The following is a 19,642-nucleotide window of genomic DNA, read 5'->3' on the forward strand; positions in this document are numbered from 1 at the left end:
CCCGCATGACCCCAGGCGGGCGGGCGCAGGCCGCGATCGAGCTTCTCGACGAGATCATCATCGCCGCGCGCGACGGCGGGGCCGCGGCCGACACGCTGATCGCGCGCTATTTCAAGACACGACGCTATGCCGGATCCAAAGACCGGCGGGCGATCCGTGAACTGGTTTACCGGGCGATCCGACGCGCGGGCGACCCACCCAAAAACGGCCGCGCGGCCCTGATTGGCGTTGCCCGCAGCGATATCGACCTCGCAGCCGCCTTTGACGGATCGCCGCATACGCCGGCGCCCATCGAGCCAAGGGAGATCGGCGCGACGGGCGGCATCCTGCCGACCTGGCTCGCTGCCCGCATCGCCCCATCCGAGCATGACGCGCTGTTGGAGCGCGCCCCGCTGGATATCCGCGTCAATCGACGCAAGGCCGATCGCGACAGCGTGGCGGCGCTGTTGCCCGATGCCATGCCGACGCCCTTCGCGCCGCATGGCCTGCGCCTACCCGAAGGAACGGCGGTAGAGGTGAGCGAGCCTTGGCAACAGGGGCTGATCGAAATCCAGGACGAAGGCAGCCAGCTGATCGTGCAGGCGGCGCGCGCGCGGCCGGGCATGACGGTGCTCGACCTTTGCGCGGGTGCCGGCGGCAAGACCCTGGCGCTGGCCGACGACATGGCGGGAGAAGGACGGCTGATCGCCAGCGACACCAATCGCGCGCGGCTTTCGCGCCTCGCACCGCGGGCCGCGCGGGTCGGGGCCGAATTAATCGAGGCCCGGCTACTCGACCCCGGCCGCGAAAGCGCAGCGCTGGCCGATCTCGAGGGGGCCTGCGATGTCGTTCTCGTCGACGCGCCCTGCTCGGGCAGCGGCACCTGGCGGCGCAATCCCGAAGCCCGCTGGCGGCTGACCCCGGACCGGCTCGCGAAGCTGGCGGAAACCCAGGCGCGGCTGCTCGATATCGCCGCGCCGCTGGTCAAGCCGGGCGGCGCTCTGGTCTATGCCGTCTGCTCGCTGCTCGACGAGGAGGGCGCAGGGCAGGCGGCGGCGTTTCTCAGCCGTGCATCGGGATTCCGCCCTGAAAAGGATCTGTTCACCCCCGGCTGCTACCAAGGCCCCGGCAAGCTGCTGAGTCCGGCGCGCGACGGTACCGATGGCTTTTTCATCGCCAGGTTCGTCCGCGCATGATAGAAGGCCAGCATGCTTCTGTGTTGGAGATGTTGATGCGTTTTTCGCCTGTTGCGATTGCTTTGTCGCTGACCCTGTTGGCGGTTTCGAGCGGGGTAAACGGCCAGAAGGCCGATGACGAGATCAATCCGAAGTCGATGGCGCTGCTCGCCGAGGGGCAGGCGGCGCTGAAGGCAGGCAATCTGATTGCCGCCAACGACGCGCTGGAGACAGCCTTGGCGATAGACCCGCGCAATCGCGCGGCATTCGTCTCGCTGGGCCGTGTCGCGCAGGCGCAGCAACTGCCCGGCAAGGCGATCCGCATGTATTTCGAGGCTCTGTCGCTCGAGCCGAACGACGTCAATGCGTTGTCGGCGCAGGGTGAGGCCATGGTGCAGAAGGGAGCCGTCGAGCGCGCCCGTGCCAATCTCGCCCGCGTCAAGACGCTGTGCAAGACCGAATGTGCTCCCGCGATGCAACTTGCCGCGGCGATTGCCAAGGGGCCTCCGGCGCCGGTGCTGGCGGCACAGCAGAGTGACAAGGTTCCGCCGAAGGGCCAGGAAAAGAGCACCGCCGGCGAGAACTGAGGGGCTACCGTCGGAGAGGCGTCGAGGGTCAGGCCTCGAGCGCCCGCCCGATAGTCACGAATTCCTCCACTGACAGGGTTTCGGCGCGCCGCTCGGAATCTATCCCGACTGCGCGGAGCGCCTCGACGGCGCCGGCCAACCCCTTCAGGCTCTGCCGCAGCATCTTGCGGCGCTGCCCGAAGGCGGCGGCGGTCAGGGCTTCGATGGTGTGCACCGACACGCCGTCAGGCTGGCGGCCTGGAACGACATGCACCACGGCTGACATTACCTTGGGTGGCGGTACGAACGCCGAACGATGCACGTTCATCGCTATGACCGGGCTGGCGCGCCACTGCGCCAGCACCGCCAGCCGTCCATAGGCCGAGCCGCCGGGCCTGGCGACGATCCGCTCCGCGACTTCCTTCTGGAACATCAGGGTTAGCGAGCGCCACCAGGGAGGCCAGCAATCGAGCGTCATCCAACGCACGAACAGAGCGGTTCCGACATTATAGGGAAGGTTTGAGGCGATATGCGCGCCTTCGCCCGCCTCCGCACGCTCATCGATCTTCATCGCATCCGCGGATATCACCCGCAGCCTTCCGTCCGAAGCCCGGTTCAGTTCGTCGAGTGCAGGCAGGCAGCGGTCATCGCGTTCGACCGCCACCACGGAAGCCCCCGCGCCGAGCAGCGCGCGCGTCAGGCCGCCCGGCCCGGGGCCGACCTCGTACACGGTCTGCCCGTCGAGATTGCCGGGCACCCGCGCGATCCGGTCGAGAAGCTGCCCGTCGAGCAGGAAGTTCTGCCCGAGCGCCTTATTGGCACTCAGACCGTGGCGCGCGATCACGTCACGCAGCGGCGGCAAATCCGGCAATGCGCGATTCATGCGTAGATGAGGCGGTTCCGCGCGGCCTCGGCGGCGAGCGCGATGGCGGCTATCATAGCGCCGGGGTTCGCCTTGTTCTGCCCGGCTATGCCGAAGGCCGTGCCATGGTCGGGGGCGGTGCGCACGATCGGCAGCCCCAGGGTCATGTTGACCCCCTCGTCGAAATGGAGCGTCTTCAGCGGGATCAGTGCCTGGTCATGATAAAGGCACAGCGCGCAATCGTAGAGCGCGCGGGCGCGGGCATGGAACATGGTATCGGCCGCCAGCGGGCCGACGATGTCGATCCCCTCCGCACGCAGAATTTCCACAGCCGGGATGATCAGTTCGATTTCCTCGCGTCCGATCGAGCCCTGCTCCCCGGCGTGCGGGTTGAAGCCGGCAATCGCGAGCCGCGGCCGTTCGATCCCGAAGTTGCGGGCGAGGCCGCGGTCCGTAGCGCGCGCCTTGGCGACGATGAGGTCGACCGTTACAAAGTCGGCGACGTCGCGCAACGGCATGTGCGTGGTGATCGGCACCGCGCGCAGCGTAGGCCCGGCCAGCAGCATCACTGCATTGGCGGACGCGATGCCGCACCGCTCGGCGACGAACTCGGTCTGGCCAGGATGCGTGAAGCCGATCGCATAGAGCTGTGCCTTGGCGACCGGTGCGGTGACAAGCCCGCCGACCATCGGCGAGCGGGCCAGCCCGGCGGCCATTTCGAGCGAGTCCAGCGCACAGCGGGCGCCGGCGAGGTCCGGCTCGCCTGGGATGATGAGGCCGGTATCTTCGATCTGGATCAGCGGCAGTGCACGGTCGAAATAGGCGACCGCCTCATCGGGGCTGGAGATAAGCTGGATCGGGCCGTTCCACACTGCCTGGATCGAGCGCCGGTCACCCACGGCAAAGAATGGCGCCAAGCCATATTGCGTGCGCGCGTCCCATGCCTTCGCGGCGATTTCAGGTCCGATCCCGGCGGGATCGCCCAGCGCGACGGCAAGCGGGCTCATCTCCATCGCGTTACCGATATTCGATCACCGCATCGCGGCGCAGATCCCGCAGATAACGCTGGGCGCGGCGGTTCACGCGCTCCTGTTCGATCTGCGACTGAATCTGCTCGAACGAGGGGCCTGAAGCGGGCTGTGGATCGTCGCGGCCGCACAGCACCAGGGCGCGGACGCCATCGGCGAGCGAACCGAACGGCGGCGTGGCCTGGCCGACCTGGAGCGTGAGCATCAGATCCTGCAGCTGGGGCGGGAGATCGCGGACCTTGATCTGGTCGTTGTTGACGACATCCGCGCCTACGGTCGCGGCGACTTCGTTGGCCTTGCCGCAACCCTGGAGAGATTGCAGCGCGCGCGCGAATGCCTCGACCTTCGGTGTCGCCTGCGCCTGCGTCATGCCCGCCGGGAAGGCGATGGTGAGCTGCTTGAGCGCCAGGATCGCATCGCGCGGATCGGTGCCGAGCACCTGGCGCTTGTCGATCAGCAGGATGATCGAATAGCCGCCCGGGACCGGTATGGGAGAGCTGATCTGGCCTGGGGAGAGACCGGCGACGACACCGGCCAGCTGCTCGGGAAGCTGTTCGGCACGCACCCAGCCGAGATCGCCGCCCACAGCCGCCGTCGACGCTTCCGAAAACTGCCGGGCATAGGCGGGGAAGGAGGCGCCCTTGCGGATCTGGTCGATGATCCGCTCCGCATTGGCGCTGGCGTCCGCCATGCTTTCAGGCGTTGCGGACAGGAATATCTCGCCGACGTGGAACTCGTCCGCGCCCTTGGCGGCGTTCAGGCGCGAGATGATGGCGTTAACCTCTTCGTCGCTGACCGCGACGAACGGCTCGACCCTGCGGCTGAGCACGCGCCGCCAGGCGTTTTCGCCCTGGATCTGGCGCTTGATCGACGCTTCCGATGAGCCTTGCTCGCGGAGGAATTTGCTGAACTCCTTGGGCGTTTTCTTGAAGTTGGCTGCCACCCGCTGATAGGTTTGCTCCACTTCCTCCGGTGCGATCTCGATTTTCTGCGCGGTCGCTTCCTGGATCTGAAGCGTCTCGTCGATCAGGTTGCGCAGCACCTGGAGGCGCAGCCGCTCCTTCTCTTCGTCGGGCAGCTTGCCGCCATTGGCCGCGACCACCAGCGCGAGCCGCTGGTCGACATCGGTCTGGGTGATGATGGTGCCATTGACGATCGCGGTGGCGGTGCGGACATTGGGATCGCGATTGCCGAAGACGGTGATGTCCTTCGGCAGATTCAGGCCGCCGGACATTTCGGGCTCGTCGCCGGACACCGTCTGGCCGATCAGCGGAGCCGACATCGCGACCGCACCGGCAACCGCCATCAGGAGGAATTTGCCCTGGCTCAACTTCATTCCGCGCACCTAGTCACATCCTCGATCATATGGGGTGGGCTTCTCCTGGCACTCGCCCGCTGAATGAACGCTTAGCGGCCCAAATTCTTGAGCGCCAGCCGCAACAGGAAGGTATTCCCGCGCCGCGCGTCGCCGATTGCGTCATATTCGCGCCGCCAGGTGACGCCGAGTTCGATGCAGTCGTCGTCATAGAGTATGCCCAGCCGGTGCCGAATCGGCTGATAACCGTCGGATAAGGTGAGCGGATCTTCCTGGCGGCTCGTCAGGTCGATGACCGTGGATCCGAAGATCGACCAGTAGCGCGCAATCTGAATTCGGCCGCCGAGGCGCACTTCTTCCCGGTCGCGCAGGTCTTCGATGCTCGCCACCACGTCCCGGTTCAGCTTCAGATAGCCGATGGTCGCGTAGGTCCTGGTGGTACCGATGGTGGCATCGAGCTCGTTGCGGCGGACCGCGAAATTATCCTTGTCGAGACGGAAGCGATGCGTGATTTCTAGGAAACGGCCATATTGGAGGGTCGTCCGGCCGACGATGTCCGATGTCCGGTCGGACAAGCCGGTGCCGACCGGCAAGATGCTCGGCTTGCTCGACAGCCGGTAGCTTTGGCCGATCACGGTACTGAACGCAATGCCGGGCACGTTGACGGCCCATTCGGCGCCATAGGTGATGCGGCTGCCGTCCTCCCACCGATCATAGCCGGAGAAGCGGTTCAGCGCGAATAGGTTGCTATCCTCGAGATCGATGGAGCGCGCATCTTCGTTGGGCAGGCTCAGGTTGCGCGTCCGGGGGCTCGCGACGATCTGCACGCGCGGCGTGAGGCGCTGCGTGCCGTTGAGGAAATTGCCGATCAGCGGCCAGCGCATGTCGGCGGCGAGGGCGGCGATCCCGCGTCCGCTCCAGCCTGGATTGCCGCGATAGACTATCGTCGCCGTCCGACCGACCTGATCGGTATGATAGGCATCGCCGCGGCCATAGGCGGTGAGGGAGAACTCCTGCCCCAGCGGCGTGTAGCGGCGCAGGTCCCACTGGATCGCGGCAAAGGCGCGCTGCGTGTCCTGGCCATTGGTGCGCAGCAGCGCGAGCGTGTTGGCCTGGAGCTGAAGGCGACCGCCAACCCAGGGGTCGGTCAGTCGAAGGCGATAGTCGATCGCGGGCAGGGCGATCGGCTGCTGGCCCTGCGGGTCATTGGTGCGCAAGGTCTGCACCGCCCACCCCTTGATCGACAGATAGCTGTCGGGGGTGATTCGCTCGGCATTGACCTGGTTGCGCAGCCGATCGTCGCGCGAGATATCATAGCGGCGCAGGAACGTGCGGTCGGTCGTCGCCCTGATCGAACCGGACAAGGTCCAATAGGGGCCGTACTGGAACTGCCCGTTGGCATCGACATAGCCACGGAGGTCGCGGTTGCCGTTGGGCGCAGCAGTGCCGGCAGCGGTCGCGGCGAAGCGCGAGCTATAGGTGGCCATGGCCGTAGCCTGCCACGCGCCATGATCGGTCAGCGCCCGATATTGGGCTTCGAGGGCGGGAAGGACTTCGCTGTAGACATGCGGGGTGATCGTCAGGTCGCGATTGGGCGCGAGCTGGATATAGTAGGGCACCGACAATTCGGCGCCGTTGACCCGATTATACTGGATATTCGGGAGCAGCAGGCCGGAGCCGCCTCCCTGGCTGCCGTCGGGGTGGGACAGGCCAGGCAACCACAGGATGGGCGCGCCAAGAAAGCTGATCCGGGCGCCGTCATAGCTGATGCGATGCTTGACGGGATCGTGAACCACGCGGACGGCGCTGATCTTCCAGATCGGCTCTGTGGGGCAGCCATGGCTGTCGACCACGGCGCACGGCGTGTAGACCGCCTTGTCGAGCGTCGAGACCCCGTCCTTGCGCACGCCATGGACAGCGGCCAGGCGGCCGCCATCATTGAGCACCAGCAGCAGATTCTCGATGACGCCGTCGCGCAGCGAGTCGGTCAGTTCGACCGAGTCTCCGTAGACGGTGTCATTGCCCGAGTTCACCACGGCGACATCGCCGGTGGCGCGGACCACGCCCGTCGCCTGGTTCCACTCGACCTTGTCGGCACGCAGGCGATCGCCGCGGCGCATCATCTGCACGTTACCGGTCGCCGTCACGACTTCGCCATTGCTGTCATAGGCCAGCGTATCGGCGGCGAAGGTCACCTCCTGCTCGTTAGCCGGCATCGGCGCGTCGCCGCGTTGCGGGGGAGGTGCAGCAGGGGTGGCCAGACTTTGTGCGATGAGCGGCGTTCCCGCGCAGAGCAAGGGAAGGGTGGTCGCCAGCAGGAAAAATCTCGGCTTCTTCACACTACCCCACAGGACGGGTGCGACGGGCAAGGCCTTCAATCGCGTTCGCGCCGCCTATCGCACCCGGCGCTCCGCTGCAATCCTCTGGTGCGGCGATGACGATCACCACCGTTGCGGCGCGTGAATCGCCATCCTAGATGTGGTGCACGAACCAAATAAGGAAATCTCATAAATGCGTATCAGCTTTGCCGACCATCGGCCGGCCGCGACTCATGCTCTGGCAATCGTCGTTGCGCCCGGCACCCTGGGCGGCGGGGGCGTCTCGGCTTTGCCGGCTTCGATCCAGGCGCTGGCACGCGCGGCCGGCGCGGCCAATCGCTTCGATGGCGACAATGGCGCGGTAGTGGAGTTCTTCGGCGAAACCGACGGCGCGCATCGCCGCCTGTTGCTCGTCGGGATCGGCGCCAAGAAGGATTTTGAGCGCGCCGGCGCGGCGCTGGCGGCCAAGCTGTTGACCTCGGGAGAGAAGAGCCTGGTGGTCGACATTTCGGGCGCTTCTGGCAGCGATCAGGCCGAGGCGGCGGTGTCGCTTGCCTTCGGGGCGGCGCTGCGGAGTTGGCGGCACGACATCTATCGCACCAAGCTCGATGCCAAGCAGCGGCCTTCGCTGGAGGAGATCGTGATCATCGGCGGCGGCGCCGACGCGGCATCGCTGTGGGCCGCCCGCGAGGCTGTCGCCGAAGGGGTGATGTTCACCCGCACGCTGATCACCGAGCCGGCCAACATCCTTTATCCGGAAAGTTTCGTCGAACGCTGCCGTCCGCTTGCCGATCTCGGCGTCAGGATCGACGTGCTGGGCGAAGAGGAGATGGCGGCCCTCGGCATGGGCGCGCTGCTCGGCGTTTCTCAGGGATCGGTGCGGCCGGCCCGGCTCCTGGTCATGACCTGGGACGGCACGGATGGCGCGGAGCCGCCGATCGCGCTGGTCGGCAAGGGCGTCACCTTCGACACCGGCGGCATCTCGCTGAAGCCGCCAGCCGGCATGGAGGACATGAAATGGGACATGGGCGGCGCCGGCGCGGTTGCGGGCACGATGAAGGCGCTCGCCCTGCGCAAGGCCCGGGCGCATGTTATCGGCGTGTGCGGGCTGGTGGAGAATATGCCCGACGGCAATGCGCAGCGGCCGGGCGACGTAGTGACCTCGATGTCGGGACAGACGATCGAGGTCATCAACACTGACGCCGAGGGCAGGCTTGTCCTGTGCGATGCGCTGACCTGGGTCCAGAAGACCCATTCGCCGAAGACGATCATCGATCTCGCCACCCTTACGGGCGCGATGATCGTGTCGCTCGGCTATGAATATGGCGGCATGTTCGCCAATGATGACGAACTCGCCGGGCAGTTGCTGGCGGCGGGCACGTCCGTCGGCGACAAGCTGTGGCGGATGCCGCTGGGCGAGGCCTATGACAAGCTGATCGACTCCCCGATCGCAGACATGAAGAATGTCGGCCCCCGCGAGGGCGGCTCGATCACCGCCGCACAGTTCCTCAAGCGCTATATCGACGATGGCGTGCGCTGGGCGCATCTCGACATCGCGGGTATGGTGTGGGCCTCGAAGCCCGGCGCGACTTGGGACAAGGGCGCCACCGGCTATGGCGTCCGCCTGCTCGATCGGTTCATCGCGGACAGCATCGAGAAATAGCGAAAGGGTATTTGGGGGATCCGGCAGCCTGGATCCCCCAAATATACGCCAACAGTAACAGATGTCTTCCGGTTACGCCTTTTCGCCCCGCTGGAGGTCAGGGCGAGGGACTATCGGGAATGAATGGGCACTATGCCCACACTCGCGAACCGCGCGTCTTTCCCGAACCACGCGTTACGCAGTGCTACCTCCTTGGATATCTTCTTCATAATGGCATCCCTGCTGTCCTCGCTCGTCGCGAACAGCACCAGCGCTTGGAACTTCTGGCCGTGGTCAATCCCGTCAGGCAGGGGATGTAGCGTGGCGATGTGGGAAACCGCGCGCAGGGCGGCGGCGTCCAGATCTCGTGAACCTGACGATTTCTCCAGTGCGACCGCGGCCGGAGATCCACTGTCGCTGCAGTTGAACTTTACAGTGACGACGCCTTCGTTGCTCGCCTTGCCGAGGAGGCCAGGCGGGTAGGAAAGCCCATGTTCCAATGCACGCGTTACGCGACTAGACCATTGTGCCAGGGTAACATGCTCTTCCGCCGTGCCGGTCGATTGAGCTGTTGCCCGAGATGTCGGTGCGAAGAGACATGCTCCCGCAATCACCATGGACAAAAAGCGTTTCATCTCGATCTCCCCGATAAAGGACGATCGGCCGCTCGCATGAGCTGTCCGGCGACGTTTCTGACGTCACTTCACGCTTATGGTCGAAGGGGGCGCCGAGTCGGCACGCCCAATCCGGAGCGTTATGCTTCCGCGAGATGAGTGCAACTCCAAATCGCGTAAATTTAACCCATGTATTACAACTTCCTAGGCAGATCTTGATCCATGTTGCGGGGGGTGCGACGAGGTCCTCTCCATCGCTTGCGGTCAGCCCCTCGAAAGCTCCGCGAGATCTGCGGGGGTGTCGATATCGCGCGCCAGACCCGGCGAATCCACCACGACCGCCTTCAGCCCGGCTTTCTTGGCGGCTACGAGATGTGCCGCGAGACTGCCTGGTCCGTAGCAGAACGGGATCGCGAACGGCCGCCGCATCAACAGGGCATTCGTGCCGCTGTGCAGCCTATCGGTCGCGATCACGAGGTCGCCATCGGCCGCAAGCATCGTCGTTACATCCTCGACCGTGAGAAAGGGCAGGTCGCTGCTTAGCGACAGCAATTCCGTCGCTCCCCTGTCGACCGCAGCCCGTCCCGCTTGCGACAAGGCCTGGTTGAGATCGTTGCCGTGTTCCGGCTCGGCATGGCAGCCCGCCGCGCGCGCTTGATCGAGCAACGCCGCGGACCGGCTGACGACTGTGATGTGCGCGGGCAAGACCACTTTTTGCGCTACATCAAGAATATGCTGGAACATTCTGTAATTCAGCAATTCTCTGGCCGTATCGTTGAGTACGCCGGCGAGCCGGCTCTTGCCCTCGCCAGGTGGGCGAACCGCAAGAAGGACATGGCAGGCCATGTCAGCCGATGGCGCGGGCGAAGGCCAGCGTCGTAGCGGCAAGCTGATGCTGGTCTTGGCGTCCGCGCATCAGCGTGTCGGTGACGTGCAGCTTGGCCGAGGCCACAGGATCGCCTGCATCGGCATGGTGGACGACGATGCCGTCGAGCAGGCCGCCATAATAATCCACGAGACCGACCGCGCTGGGGGCGACGCCGATCTCAGCCATGATCTTCGCGGCGGGGCCTTTGACGGCCTTGCCACCGATGAACGGCGAGACTGCCACGACAGGGACCCTGCGTGCGTCGAGACGCGCGCGGATGCCCGGAATGGCGAGGATCGGCGCGATGCTCAGCACCGGGTTGGAGGGGCACAGGATGATCGCCTCGAGAGCGGGATCGTCGAGCGCCTGGAGAAGTGCGGGGGAGGGTTTCGCAACCTCGATCCCTTCGAACCGGATGGAGCGGAAGCGCGGCGCCGCGCGACGGCGGACGAAATAATGCTGGAAGGCAAGCTCGCCTTCGTCGGTATCGATCATGGAGCGCACCCGGTCGTCGCTCATCGGTGCGATAAGATGGGTTATGCCGAGGGACGATGCGAGACGGGCGGTTATCCCGGAAAGACTTTCTTGCCCGAGCATGCCGGTTCGGGTGACGTGGGTCGCCAGGTCCCGGTCGCCCAAGGCGAACCATGTGTCGCCGCCGAGACGCCCGAGCGCCTCCATGAACGCCCAGCTTTCCCCCTCGATACCCCAGCCTTGCGCGGGGTTGTTGATGCCTGCCAGCGTGTAGCAGACGGTGTCCAGGTCGGGGCAGATCAACAGCCCCAAGTGCTCGAAATCATCGCCGGTATTCACGACGATCATGAGCTGTTCTGGTGGGAGGATAGCCGCCAGACCATTGGCGAGCCGGGCGCCGCCGACCCCGCCTGCGAGCGCGAGGATCATGGGAACATGTCCATGTGGCGTGGGCGGATCAGCTCGGCGGCAGTGCCGTCGCGCCGTCCATAGCCCACGCCGCGTGCGAGGACGATCGGTCGACCTTCGTCGGCCTGGCCCATGATCAGCGAGGCGGCGGCGGCAACCTCATCGGCGAGACCAAGCTCGCTGGTCGCAAGCGTGCGGCCGTGAAGATCGGGCTGGCCGCGCAGATCGACCAGCCCGGGCATGCCGGCCACGCCGATCGCGGTACCGATGGTCCCGGTTCGCCAGGCGCGGCCGAGACTGTCGATGATCAGCACCGCAACGTCTGCGCCGGTGCGCTCCACCAGCGCCCGGCGGATCCGTTGCGCGCTGGCATCGGGATCCTCAGGCAGCAGCAAGGCGAAGGTTGCGCCGCCATGATCGATGTTGGACTGGTCGATACCGGCGTTGGCCAGCACCAGTCCCAGCCTGTGGCGCACGATCAGCGCGCCCTTGCGCACCCTCATGACTTCCTGCGATTCCCGCAGGATAAGTTCGACGAGCCGCGGATCCTTGTCGGACTCTTCCCCGAGATCGACCGCCCGGGGTGATACCGCAATCGTGGCGAGATCAACCAACCGGCCCTCGGCCTTGGAGACGATCTTCTGCGCGAGGATAATGACATCGCCGTCGATGAGCACCTGCCCGTCATGCCCGACCGCTGCCAGGACGATCTCCGCGAGATCGGCGCCCTCGTCGATCATCGGTACGTCGCCGAGGGCGAAGAGCGTGAGCGCAGTGCAATGGTCCGTCATGCGAGCGCCTTAGGGTCCACCGCGGAGCGGCGCAACATCAGTGGGCGCGAGCCAGCGCGCCCAGGACGGATCAGCATGCGAGAAATGGCGCGCCCGACAGGATTCGAACCTGTGACCCCAAGCTTAGAAGGCTCGTGCTCTATCCAACTGAGCTACGGGCGCGCATAAGGCCGCCAGATAGCGTGGTTTGCGCCGCGATGGAACGAGGTTAGTCAGCCCCGATGAAGGATTTGCACGACGTTACACCCGGAACGCTCACCGCGATCGACGCCGAAGCCCTGAAGGGACGCCCGCTACGCTATTTCGATTTCGTGATGGCGGCGTTCGTCACGATCCTGCTGCTGTCGAACGTGCTGGGTGCGGGCAAGGTCGCAACCGTCGACCTGCCGGGGATCGGCGCCTGGCCATTCGGCGCCGGCATATTGTTCTTCCCGATCGGCTACGTGCTCGGCGATATCCTGACCGAGGTCTATGGCTATGCCCGCGCGCGCCGCTGCATCTGGGCGGGAACGGTGGCGCTGCTGTTCATGGCGTTCATGAGCTGGGTGGTCGTGGCCCTGCCTCCCGCCGCGGATTGGGGCGGCCAGGCGGCCTATGAGCAGGTCTTCGGACAGGTGCCGCGCATCGTTTTCGCGTCGATCGTCGCTTTCTGGTCAGGCGAGTTCGCGAACAGCTTCGTACTCGCCAAGATGAAGGTGATGACGCAGGGCAAGCATCTTTGGACGCGGACGATCGGCTCGACGGTGGTTGGGCAGGCGGTCGACAGCATCATTTTCTATCCTCTCGCCTTCCTCGGTGCGCAGGGCTGGACGACCGGGCTGGTGTTCAAGGTGCTCGTCACGCAATGGGTGCTCAAGGTGAGCTGGGAAGTGATTTTGACCCCGGCGACCTATGCCGTCGTCAACTTCCTCAAGCGGCGCGAGGGCATCGACATCTTCGATGGAAAGACCGACTTCACGCCGTTCAAAGCGGCGATCTGACGAGCATCAGCCAACCGGCAGGGGCTGTTTCTCGATGCTCGGTATATCGGCTGAGATGCAGGCCCAGTCGGGCGCCTGCGAGGTCCAGATCGTTATCTGCGGACCCATCAGGTTCGGGTCGTCGAGGGTTCCGATGCGCAGGAAGATCAGGGTCGGGCGGCTGAGCGCCTGGCTGGTCAACGGCGTGCCGCAGGTCGGGCAGAAGCCGCGGCGCATCAGGTTGCCGCTGTCGGCGATGCGGTCGAAATATCGGATTTCGCCGCTTGAGCTGACCTTGTCAGACGGAAAGCAGATATTCGCGGTCGCAGTGCCGCCGCCGAGATATTGGCACAGCCGGCACCAGCATGTGCGGGCCGCCATCGGCTCGGCCTCGATCGTGAAGCGGACGGCGCCGCAGAGGCAGCCGGCCCCGTGGCTCACGCCACGGTCTCGAGCAGCCCTTCGAACAGCCGACGGCCGTCCGTCTTGCCATGCGCGGTTTCGATGACGCGCTCGGGATGCGGCATCATGCCCAGGACATTGCCGGAATCGTTGAGGATGCCGGCAATATTGCGCGCCGAGCCGTTGACAGCCTCGGCATAGCGGAAGGCGACGCGGCCTTCGCCTTCGATGCGATCGAGCGTTCCGCTGTCCGCCGTGAAGTTGCCGTCATGATGCGCCACCGGCAGGTGGATCGTCTCGCCCGCGTCGTAGCGCGCGGTGAAGGTCGACTGGCTGTTCTCGACGGTCAGGGCGACATCGCGGCAGACGAAGTTCAGCCCCTCGTTGCGCATCAGCGCGCCGGGCAGCAGCCCCGCCTCGGTCAGGATCTGGAAGCCGTTGCAGATGCCCAGAACGGGTACGCCCCGGCCGGCCGCCTCGACGATCGCGCGCATGATGCGGGAGCGCGCCGCCATGGCGCCCGAACGCAGGTAATCGCCATAGGAAAAGCCGCCGGGCACCGCGATCAGGCCGATGCCGTCCGGCAGTTCGCTTTCGCCATGCCACAGCATCTCCGGCGCGTGGCCGGTGACGTCGCGGATCGCGACGGCGAGGTCGCGGTCGCAGTTCGATCCGGGAAAGACGATGACGGCGCTCTTCATGGCCTGGTCTCCGCTTTAGCTGCGTTCGATCCGGAAATTCTCGATGACGGTGTTGGCAAGGAGCTTCTTGCACATCGCCTCGATATCGGTGTCGCTGACACCCTCGTCATGGTCGAGTTCGATCAGCTTGCCGGCACGGACATCGTTCACGCCCGAGAAACCGAGCGAGCCCAGCGCGTGGTGGATCGCCTTGCCCTGCGGATCGAGCACGCCGCCCTTCAGGGTCACATAGACGCGGGTTTTCATCGCGGCCTCATAATCTGGAATGTGCCGCCCCTATGACGACGAAGGCGGCAGCGGGCAAGGGGCGTCGGCTAATAATCGAGCATCGCCGCGAGCGCGGGGCTGAGAAGCTCGATATCGCTTATGATCCGGGCCGCCAGCCCCTCGCGCGCCGCCAGCGCCAGACCTTGTTCCTCCCCCAGTACGGTCAGCGCGGTCGCCCAGGCGTCGGCCAGCATGGCGCTTTCGTGAATGACGCTGACCGAGCGGATACCGTTGTCGATCGACCTGCCCGTGCGTGGGTCGATGCTGTGCGCCCCGCGCCGATAGTCGCCCGATGTCGCGACGGCCAGGCCATGCAACGCTATCCGCAGGCGGGGAAGGGCGAGGCCCGGCGGATCTTCCAGCTCGACCCACCAGGGGTCGCCGTCCGGGCGCACGCCGCGTCCGGCCAGTTCGCCGCCGATCTCGACCAGTGCATGGCCGATGCCCTGCTCGGCCAGCTGAGCGACGAGCGCGTCGACGGCATAGCCTTTGGCGATGCCCGAAAGGTCAAGCGCGAGGCCGCCTGGCTGGAGCAGGCGCCCACCGTCCCGGCGCAGGCGCTGCCAACCCGCCGCGGCGCGGGCCGCTTCGATCATGCGCGCGTCGTCGCTCCGGTTCGCCGGTTCGGGACCGAAGCCGCGCAGATCGACGAGCCGGCCGATCGCGGGATCGAACGCGCCCCGGCTGCGCCGGGCGATGTCCAGAGCGGCGTCGATGACGGCGACGAAATCCGGTGGGAGTTCGACCCATGTTCCGGGTGCCGCGCGGTTGTAGGCGGAGATCACCGAGTCCGGGCGCCAATGGCTCATCTCCGCGATGATCCGCTCGAGCCGCTCCAGGAGCGCAGCCTCGACCATGGCGATATCGCAAGCGGCAGGTGCGGCGAAAAGAACCGACCAGCGCGTCCCCATCGTCTCGCCCCCCAATGTCCTCACGGGACGCGACGGATCGCGATCGGCAAAGGCGCCGATCGCTATCTCGCTGGGCAGGGCAATGCGCGGCTGGCTCAGGGGAGCAGCACCTCGACGGTCGTCATGTAGGTGAGCCGGCGCTGGCTGGCCCGCGGTTCGGAGGTCCTGTTGTCGGTGGCCGTGGCGTTGATCCAGTACATCCCCGCCGCCGGCCAGTCGATCCGAACGACACCATCGGCGCCAGCGGTCAGCTCGCGCGCGCCATCGTCGTTGCGATAGCGCTTGCCGCCCGGCACGACGGTTACCTTGAGGCCCGCGACGGGCTTGCCGTCGACCAGGAAGCGAAAGCTCGCCGTCTCGCCGGTCACCAGTTCGTCGGGGTGGGTGATCGGCTCGAGCTCGAGACCCTTGCCGATCGGCTTGAAAACCGTCGTGCTCGGCGCATCGGCGGTCACGAAGATCTCGTTGCGGCTGACCACCTCGATCAGCTTCACATCGGTTGCCTCGGGCGGGATTTCCGTGACCGATACCGCAGGCGCGCGGGGAGGGGCGCCCGGCGCACCTGCAGCCATGGCCGGCGCGCCGCCGGGCCGCCCGCCGACGCGGCGCTCTTCGCCATTCAGCTTGAAGCTGCCCATCACGTTGGTGCCCTGGGTGCCGATCTTCCAGGTGCCCGGCTTGTCGAGCTTGACGTCGAACGTCGATCGGTAGCGGCCGGTCGACGCGTTCTCGATCCTGGCCTCGCTGCCGTCCGGAGCCCAGGCCTTGAGCCCGTCAAGCCGCATCGGCTGATGGTCGGCGAAGAACAGGTCGTTCGAGGCGGCGGCGTCGACGGTGACCCAGCTGTCGGTCCCGGAGAAGATCGTGGCGCTGGGGAGCAGCCACTGGCGATGCGCCGAGGCGGCGACCGGCAGCGACAACAGGGCGGCTGCGGCAAGCAGGCGGGCGGCGAGGCGCTTCATGGCCGTTCCTTTCAGCGGGCGGAGAGGGTGATGGTGCCGAGTTCGCTCTTGCCCCCCGCCTTGGCGGCCTTGGCGGGTATGCTGATCGGCATCGATACGACCTCGCGGCCACCGGTCTCCCGCGCAGCCTCGACATTGAGGACATAGGCGCCGGGCTTGAGATCGGCGGGCAGGGGGATGGCATAGCTGCCGGGTGCGCGGGTCGCGCCGCTGATACCGTCGGCGGGCATGTTCAGGCTCTTGCCGCCCTTGCGCCACCATGCGCGCAGTTCGGACAGCCATTTGGTGCCTGGCTCGTTGCCGCCCTTCTTGAGATCATACCAGATCGCCACTGTGCGCGGCGCGCCGCCACCGGCCGGCTCGATCCACACCGCCATATAGGGCTTGTGATATTCGGCGACGTTCAGGCGAGGGATGGTGACGTTGACGGTGCCGGCCGCCATGGCAGGTGCCGCAACCATGCCGCTCAAAGTCAGGAAGGACGTATAACGCATCGATATACTCTCAATGGACGAAGAGGAGGATGAGCAGCAGCGGCGCGACCATGCCGAGGCCGATCAGCGGCCAGGTCAGAGGGCGCGGCTTCGAATGCATGTAGAGCAGGAACAGCCCGCTGAGCGTGAAGAGGATGCAGGCGCCCGCGAAGATGTCGATAAACCAGCTCCACGCGGCGCCGGTATTGCGTCCCTTGTGGAGATCATTTGCCCAGCTGATCCAGCCGCGGTCGGTGACTTCGGCTGTTATCGCGCCGCTGCGCCGATCGATGCTGACCCACGCATCCCCGCCCGGGCGAGGGAGTGCGATATAGACTTCGCCTTCGGACCATTCGCCGGCCTTGCCGCTGGCGTCCAGTCCTGTGCTGCTGCGGAGTTCATCCGCTACGGGAGCGGGCAGGCTGGCCGCGTCCGAGGCAGGCTTGGCCAGCCGGGACAGCAGGGGGGCAGCAAGCTGGCCCTTGAGCGCGCGCGTCTGCGGGACCGCGTTGATCGTCGCCGCGTGGTTGAGGGTGATGCCGGTTGCGGCGAACAGCAGCATGCCGATCATCGACACGGCTGCGCTCATCCAATGCCATTTGTGCAGCTGCTTGAGCCACCAGCCCCGCGACCGATACCAGGGCCGCGCTATAGGCTTGCGCCTCTCGACGAAGGTGGCGGGATCGGGCGACCGGTTCACCACCGCCGAGTAACGCGAAGGCTGGCGCGCCGCAATAGCTAATGCGAATAATTCGCAATACAGGACAGGCGATGAGTGCGTGCCGCTACCGATCGTCTCGACCGTTTATCCTCGGGAACCACTCGCCGAAGCTTGGTCTCCTCCGGTTGAGCGGGATCGCTTCGCTATTGATCCAGGAAGCTGCGCATCTTGCGGCTGCGGCTCGGGTGCTTGAGCTTGCGCAGCGCCTTCGCCTCGATCTGGCGGATGCGCTCGCGCGTCACCGAGAATTGCTGGCCGACTTCCTCGAGCGTGTGATCGGTGTTCATGCCGATGCCGAAGCGCATCCGCAGCACGCGCTCCTCGCGCGGGGTGAGACTCGCCAGGACGCGGGTAACCGTCTCCTTGAGGTTTGCCTGGATCGCCGCGTCGACTGGAATGATCGCGTTCTTGTCTTCGATGAAGTCGCCGAGATGTGAATCTTCCTCGTCGCCGATCGGGGTCTCGAGGCTGATCGGCTCCTTGGCGATCTTCATCACCTTGCGGACCTTCTCGAGCGGCATCGACAACCGTTCGGCCAGTTCTTCGGGCGTCGGCTCGCGGCCGATCTCGTGGAGGATCTGGCGGCTCGTACGAACGAGCTTGTTGATCGTCTCGATCATGTGGACCGGGATGCGGATAGTCCGCGCCTGATCCGCGATCGAGCGGGTGATCGCCTGCCGGATCCACCAGGTCGCATAAGTGCTGAACTTATAGCCGCGCCGATATTCGAATTTATCGACGGCCTTCATCAGTCCGATATTGCCCTCCTGGATCAGATCCAGGAACTGCAATCCGCGGTTGGTATATTTCTTAGCGATCGAGATCACGAGCCGCAGATTCGCCTCGACCATCTCCTTCTTGGCGATGCGTGCTTCGCGCTCGCCCTTCTGGACCATGTTGACGATGCGGCGGAACTCGCTGAGCGCCATGCCGGTCGCCTGGGCGATCTCGTTGATCTCATTGCGAATCCGCTCGACAGAGTCGGCCTCGGTGACCGCGAAATTCGCCCACTTCTTGTCGATCTTGGCGACCCGCTCCAGCCAGCCTTCTTCCATCTCGTGGTTGATATAGGCGTCGAGGAAGTCCTTGCGCGGCACCTTGTGGCGCTCCGCGAGGCGGAGCATCTGGCCGCCCAGCGTGGTGAGCCGGCGGTTGAACGAGTAGAGCTGATCAACGAGATATTCGATCTTGGCACCGTGGAACTGGACGCTCTCGACCTCGGCGGTCAGCTGTTCGCGCAGTTCCTGGTAGCGATCTTCTTCGGACGACGGGAAATCGTCGCCGACGCTGAGCGCGGCGACGCGCGCCGCCTGAACGGCGGAAAAGGACTTGTAGAGATCGGTGATCGTCGCGAACCGCTCGAGCGCCAGTGGCTTGAGCTGCTCCTCCATCTGGGCGAGGCTGAGCGTGTTGTCCTCGTCATCGTCTTCCTGCGGGCGCGGCGCGCGCCGTTCGGTCATCGATTCCTCGTCCTCGTCGGCGGCGGGCTCCTCCTCGGGCTCTTCCTCCTCCTTGAAGGTCGGCCCGGCGGTCTCGGCGGATATCTCGCCCCCTTCGTCCTCGTTCTCGACCTGCTCGGCGGTCGGGCCCTTCGACAGCATGGCGTCGAGATCAAGAATCTCGCGCAGCTGCATCGTGCCTTCGTTGAGCGCGTTCGACCAGTCGATGATCGCGTTGAAGGTGATCGGGCTCTCGCACAGCCCCAGGATCATCGTGTCGCGGCCGGCCTCGATGCGCTTGGCGATGGCGATCTCGCCCTCGCGGCTGAGCAGCTCGACGGCGCCCATCTCGCGCAGATACATCCGCACGGGATCGTCGGTACGATCGACGGTTTCCTTCTTGACGGTGGTGGTAAGGGTAGGGCCGGCGTCGGCCTCCTCGGACGCGGCAGCCTCGTCGGCGCTGTCGTCCTCGGGCTGCTCGTCCTCGCCGCCTTCCTCGTTCTCGACGATGTTCACGCCCATCTCGTTGAGCGCGGACATGACGTCCTCGAGCTGGTCGGAAGTCATCTGGTCCTGCGGCAGCGCTTCGTTGAGCTGCTCATAGGTGATGTAGCCCTTGCGCTTTGCGCGGGCGATCAGCTTCTTCAGCGACCCTTCGTTGAGATCGATGAGCGGGGCATCGCCATCAGTCCGATCGCCACCATCGCTCCCGTTCGTCTTCGCCATTAAGACCAGCCCTCAAATTCGAATAACCCAGGCCGAAC

At 65.6% G+C, this 19,642-nt stretch carries 21 protein-coding genes and 1 tRNA gene; 5 read left to right on the forward strand and 17 right to left on the reverse strand.

Going from position 1 to position 19,642, the window contains the following annotated elements; genetic code table 11:
* Positions 1-5: 5 nt before the first annotated feature.
* Together AC1DQK_RS00755 and AC1DQK_RS00760 are read left to right on the forward strand one after the other, a co-directional pair.
* The gene (locus AC1DQK_RS00755; protein WP_477866369.1) at positions 6-1,175 is read left to right on the forward strand and encodes an RsmB/NOP family class I SAM-dependent RNA methyltransferase; all 1,170 of its coding nucleotides are present in this window, start codon (positions 6-8) and stop codon (positions 1,173-1,175) included.
* A gap of 35 nt (positions 1,176-1,210) precedes the next feature.
* Positions 1,211-1,741 carry a hypothetical protein gene (locus AC1DQK_RS00760; protein ID WP_477866371.1) on the forward strand — a complete coding sequence of 177 codons (531 nt, stop codon included), beginning with the start codon at positions 1,211-1,213 and terminating at the stop codon, positions 1,739-1,741.
* A gap of 28 nt (positions 1,742-1,769) precedes the next feature.
* Here the strand turns inward: AC1DQK_RS00760 and rsmA are convergent, their stop codons facing one another.
* The 4 genes from rsmA to AC1DQK_RS00780 all read right to left on the reverse strand — a co-directional run bounded on the left by rsmA (position 1,770) and on the right by AC1DQK_RS00780 (position 7,264).
* Positions 1,770-2,603, reverse strand: a complete 834-nt coding sequence (gene rsmA / locus AC1DQK_RS00765; protein ID WP_477866373.1) for a 16S rRNA (adenine(1518)-N(6)/adenine(1519)-N(6))-dimethyltransferase RsmA — start codon at positions 2,601-2,603, stop codon at positions 1,770-1,772.
* Positions 2,600-3,595: a 4-hydroxythreonine-4-phosphate dehydrogenase PdxA gene (gene pdxA / locus AC1DQK_RS00770; RefSeq protein WP_477866375.1), complete on the reverse strand. Its 996-nt coding sequence runs from the start codon at positions 3,593-3,595 to the stop codon at positions 2,600-2,602. Before pdxA ends, rsmA begins: the two co-directional genes overlap by 4 nt.
* 4 nt (positions 3,596-3,599) lie before the next feature.
* Positions 3,600-4,946, reverse strand: a complete 1,347-nt coding sequence (locus tag AC1DQK_RS00775; RefSeq protein WP_477866377.1) for a peptidylprolyl isomerase — start codon at positions 4,944-4,946, stop codon at positions 3,600-3,602.
* A gap of 71 nt (positions 4,947-5,017) precedes the next feature.
* Positions 5,018-7,264, reverse strand: a complete 2,247-nt coding sequence (locus AC1DQK_RS00780) for an LPS-assembly protein LptD (protein ID WP_477866965.1) — start codon at positions 7,262-7,264, stop codon at positions 5,018-5,020.
* Between AC1DQK_RS00780 and AC1DQK_RS00785 the strand changes: the two genes are divergently transcribed.
* Positions 7,197-7,388: a hypothetical protein gene (locus AC1DQK_RS00785; protein WP_477866991.1), complete on the forward strand. Its 192-nt coding sequence runs from the start codon at positions 7,197-7,199 to the stop codon at positions 7,386-7,388. The genes AC1DQK_RS00780 and AC1DQK_RS00785 overlap by 68 nt on opposite strands.
* Positions 7,389-7,436: 48 nt before the next feature.
* Positions 7,437-8,906 (forward strand): leucyl aminopeptidase, encoded by a 1,470-nt coding sequence (locus tag AC1DQK_RS00790; protein ID WP_477866379.1) that lies wholly within the window; start codon positions 7,437-7,439, stop codon positions 8,904-8,906.
* Positions 8,907-9,016: 110 nt separating this feature from the next.
* Here the strand turns inward: AC1DQK_RS00790 and AC1DQK_RS00795 are convergent, their stop codons facing one another.
* From AC1DQK_RS00795 to AC1DQK_RS00815, 5 genes are all read right to left on the reverse strand, one after another.
* Positions 9,017-9,520 (reverse strand): energy transducer TonB family protein, encoded by a 504-nt coding sequence (locus AC1DQK_RS00795; RefSeq protein ID WP_477866381.1) that lies wholly within the window; start codon positions 9,518-9,520, stop codon positions 9,017-9,019.
* A gap of 243 nt (positions 9,521-9,763) precedes the next feature.
* Positions 9,764-10,345: a 2-phospho-L-lactate guanylyltransferase gene (gene cofC / locus AC1DQK_RS00800; protein ID WP_477866383.1), complete on the reverse strand. Its 582-nt coding sequence runs from the start codon at positions 10,343-10,345 to the stop codon at positions 9,764-9,766.
* Position 10,346: 1 nt separating this feature from the next.
* Positions 10,347-11,270: a 2-phospho-L-lactate transferase gene (gene cofD, locus AC1DQK_RS00805; RefSeq protein WP_477866385.1), complete on the reverse strand. Its 924-nt coding sequence runs from the start codon at positions 11,268-11,270 to the stop codon at positions 10,347-10,349.
* Positions 11,267-12,040, reverse strand: a complete 774-nt coding sequence (cofE, locus tag AC1DQK_RS00810; RefSeq protein ID WP_477866387.1) for a coenzyme F420-0:L-glutamate ligase — start codon at positions 12,038-12,040, stop codon at positions 11,267-11,269. Before cofE ends, cofD begins: the two co-directional genes overlap by 4 nt.
* Positions 12,041-12,125: 85 nt before the next feature.
* A tRNA-Arg gene (locus tag AC1DQK_RS00815) sits at positions 12,126-12,202 on the reverse strand.
* Between the two features lie 59 nt (positions 12,203-12,261).
* On the opposite strand from AC1DQK_RS00815, the gene AC1DQK_RS00820 reads away from it, so the two are divergent.
* Positions 12,262-13,020, forward strand: a complete 759-nt coding sequence (locus AC1DQK_RS00820; protein WP_477866389.1) for a queuosine precursor transporter — start codon at positions 12,262-12,264, stop codon at positions 13,018-13,020.
* Between the two features lie 6 nt (positions 13,021-13,026).
* Here AC1DQK_RS00820 and AC1DQK_RS00825 read toward each other — a convergent pair whose 3' ends face one another.
* From AC1DQK_RS00825 to rpoD, 8 genes are all read right to left on the reverse strand, one after another.
* Positions 13,027-13,440 carry a GFA family protein gene (locus AC1DQK_RS00825; protein ID WP_477866391.1) on the reverse strand — a complete coding sequence of 138 codons (414 nt, stop codon included), beginning with the start codon at positions 13,438-13,440 and terminating at the stop codon, positions 13,027-13,029.
* Complete coding sequence (gene purQ / locus AC1DQK_RS00830; RefSeq protein ID WP_477866393.1) at positions 13,437-14,102, reverse strand: phosphoribosylformylglycinamidine synthase subunit PurQ; 666 nt, start codon at positions 14,100-14,102, stop codon at positions 13,437-13,439. Before purQ ends, AC1DQK_RS00825 begins: the two co-directional genes overlap by 4 nt.
* A 15-nt stretch (positions 14,103-14,117) precedes the next feature.
* Entirely contained in the window at positions 14,118-14,348 is a 231-nt protein-coding gene (gene purS / locus AC1DQK_RS00835) for a phosphoribosylformylglycinamidine synthase subunit PurS (RefSeq protein ID WP_477866395.1), read from the reverse strand.
* A 68-nt stretch (positions 14,349-14,416) separates the two neighbouring features.
* Positions 14,417-15,280: an FAD:protein FMN transferase gene (locus AC1DQK_RS00840; protein WP_477866967.1), complete on the reverse strand. Its 864-nt coding sequence runs from the start codon at positions 15,278-15,280 to the stop codon at positions 14,417-14,419.
* Between the two features lie 95 nt (positions 15,281-15,375).
* Entirely contained in the window at positions 15,376-16,242 is an 867-nt protein-coding gene (locus tag AC1DQK_RS00845) for a DUF4198 domain-containing protein (RefSeq protein ID WP_477866397.1), read from the reverse strand.
* Positions 16,243-16,253: 11 nt separating this feature from the next.
* On the reverse strand, positions 16,254-16,736 hold the full coding sequence (locus tag AC1DQK_RS00850; RefSeq protein ID WP_477866399.1) for a DUF2271 domain-containing protein: 483 nt from the start codon (positions 16,734-16,736) through the stop codon (positions 16,254-16,256).
* Between the two features lie 10 nt (positions 16,737-16,746).
* Positions 16,747-17,415: a PepSY-associated TM helix domain-containing protein gene (locus tag AC1DQK_RS00855; RefSeq protein ID WP_477866401.1), complete on the reverse strand. Its 669-nt coding sequence runs from the start codon at positions 17,413-17,415 to the stop codon at positions 16,747-16,749.
* 164 nt (positions 17,416-17,579) lie between these two features.
* Positions 17,580-19,604, reverse strand: a complete 2,025-nt coding sequence (gene rpoD / locus AC1DQK_RS00860; RefSeq protein WP_477866403.1) for an RNA polymerase sigma factor RpoD — start codon at positions 19,602-19,604, stop codon at positions 17,580-17,582.
* Positions 19,605-19,642 lie beyond the last annotated feature (38 nt).

Source organism: Rhizorhabdus sp. P4_G5 (assembly GCF_056401065.1).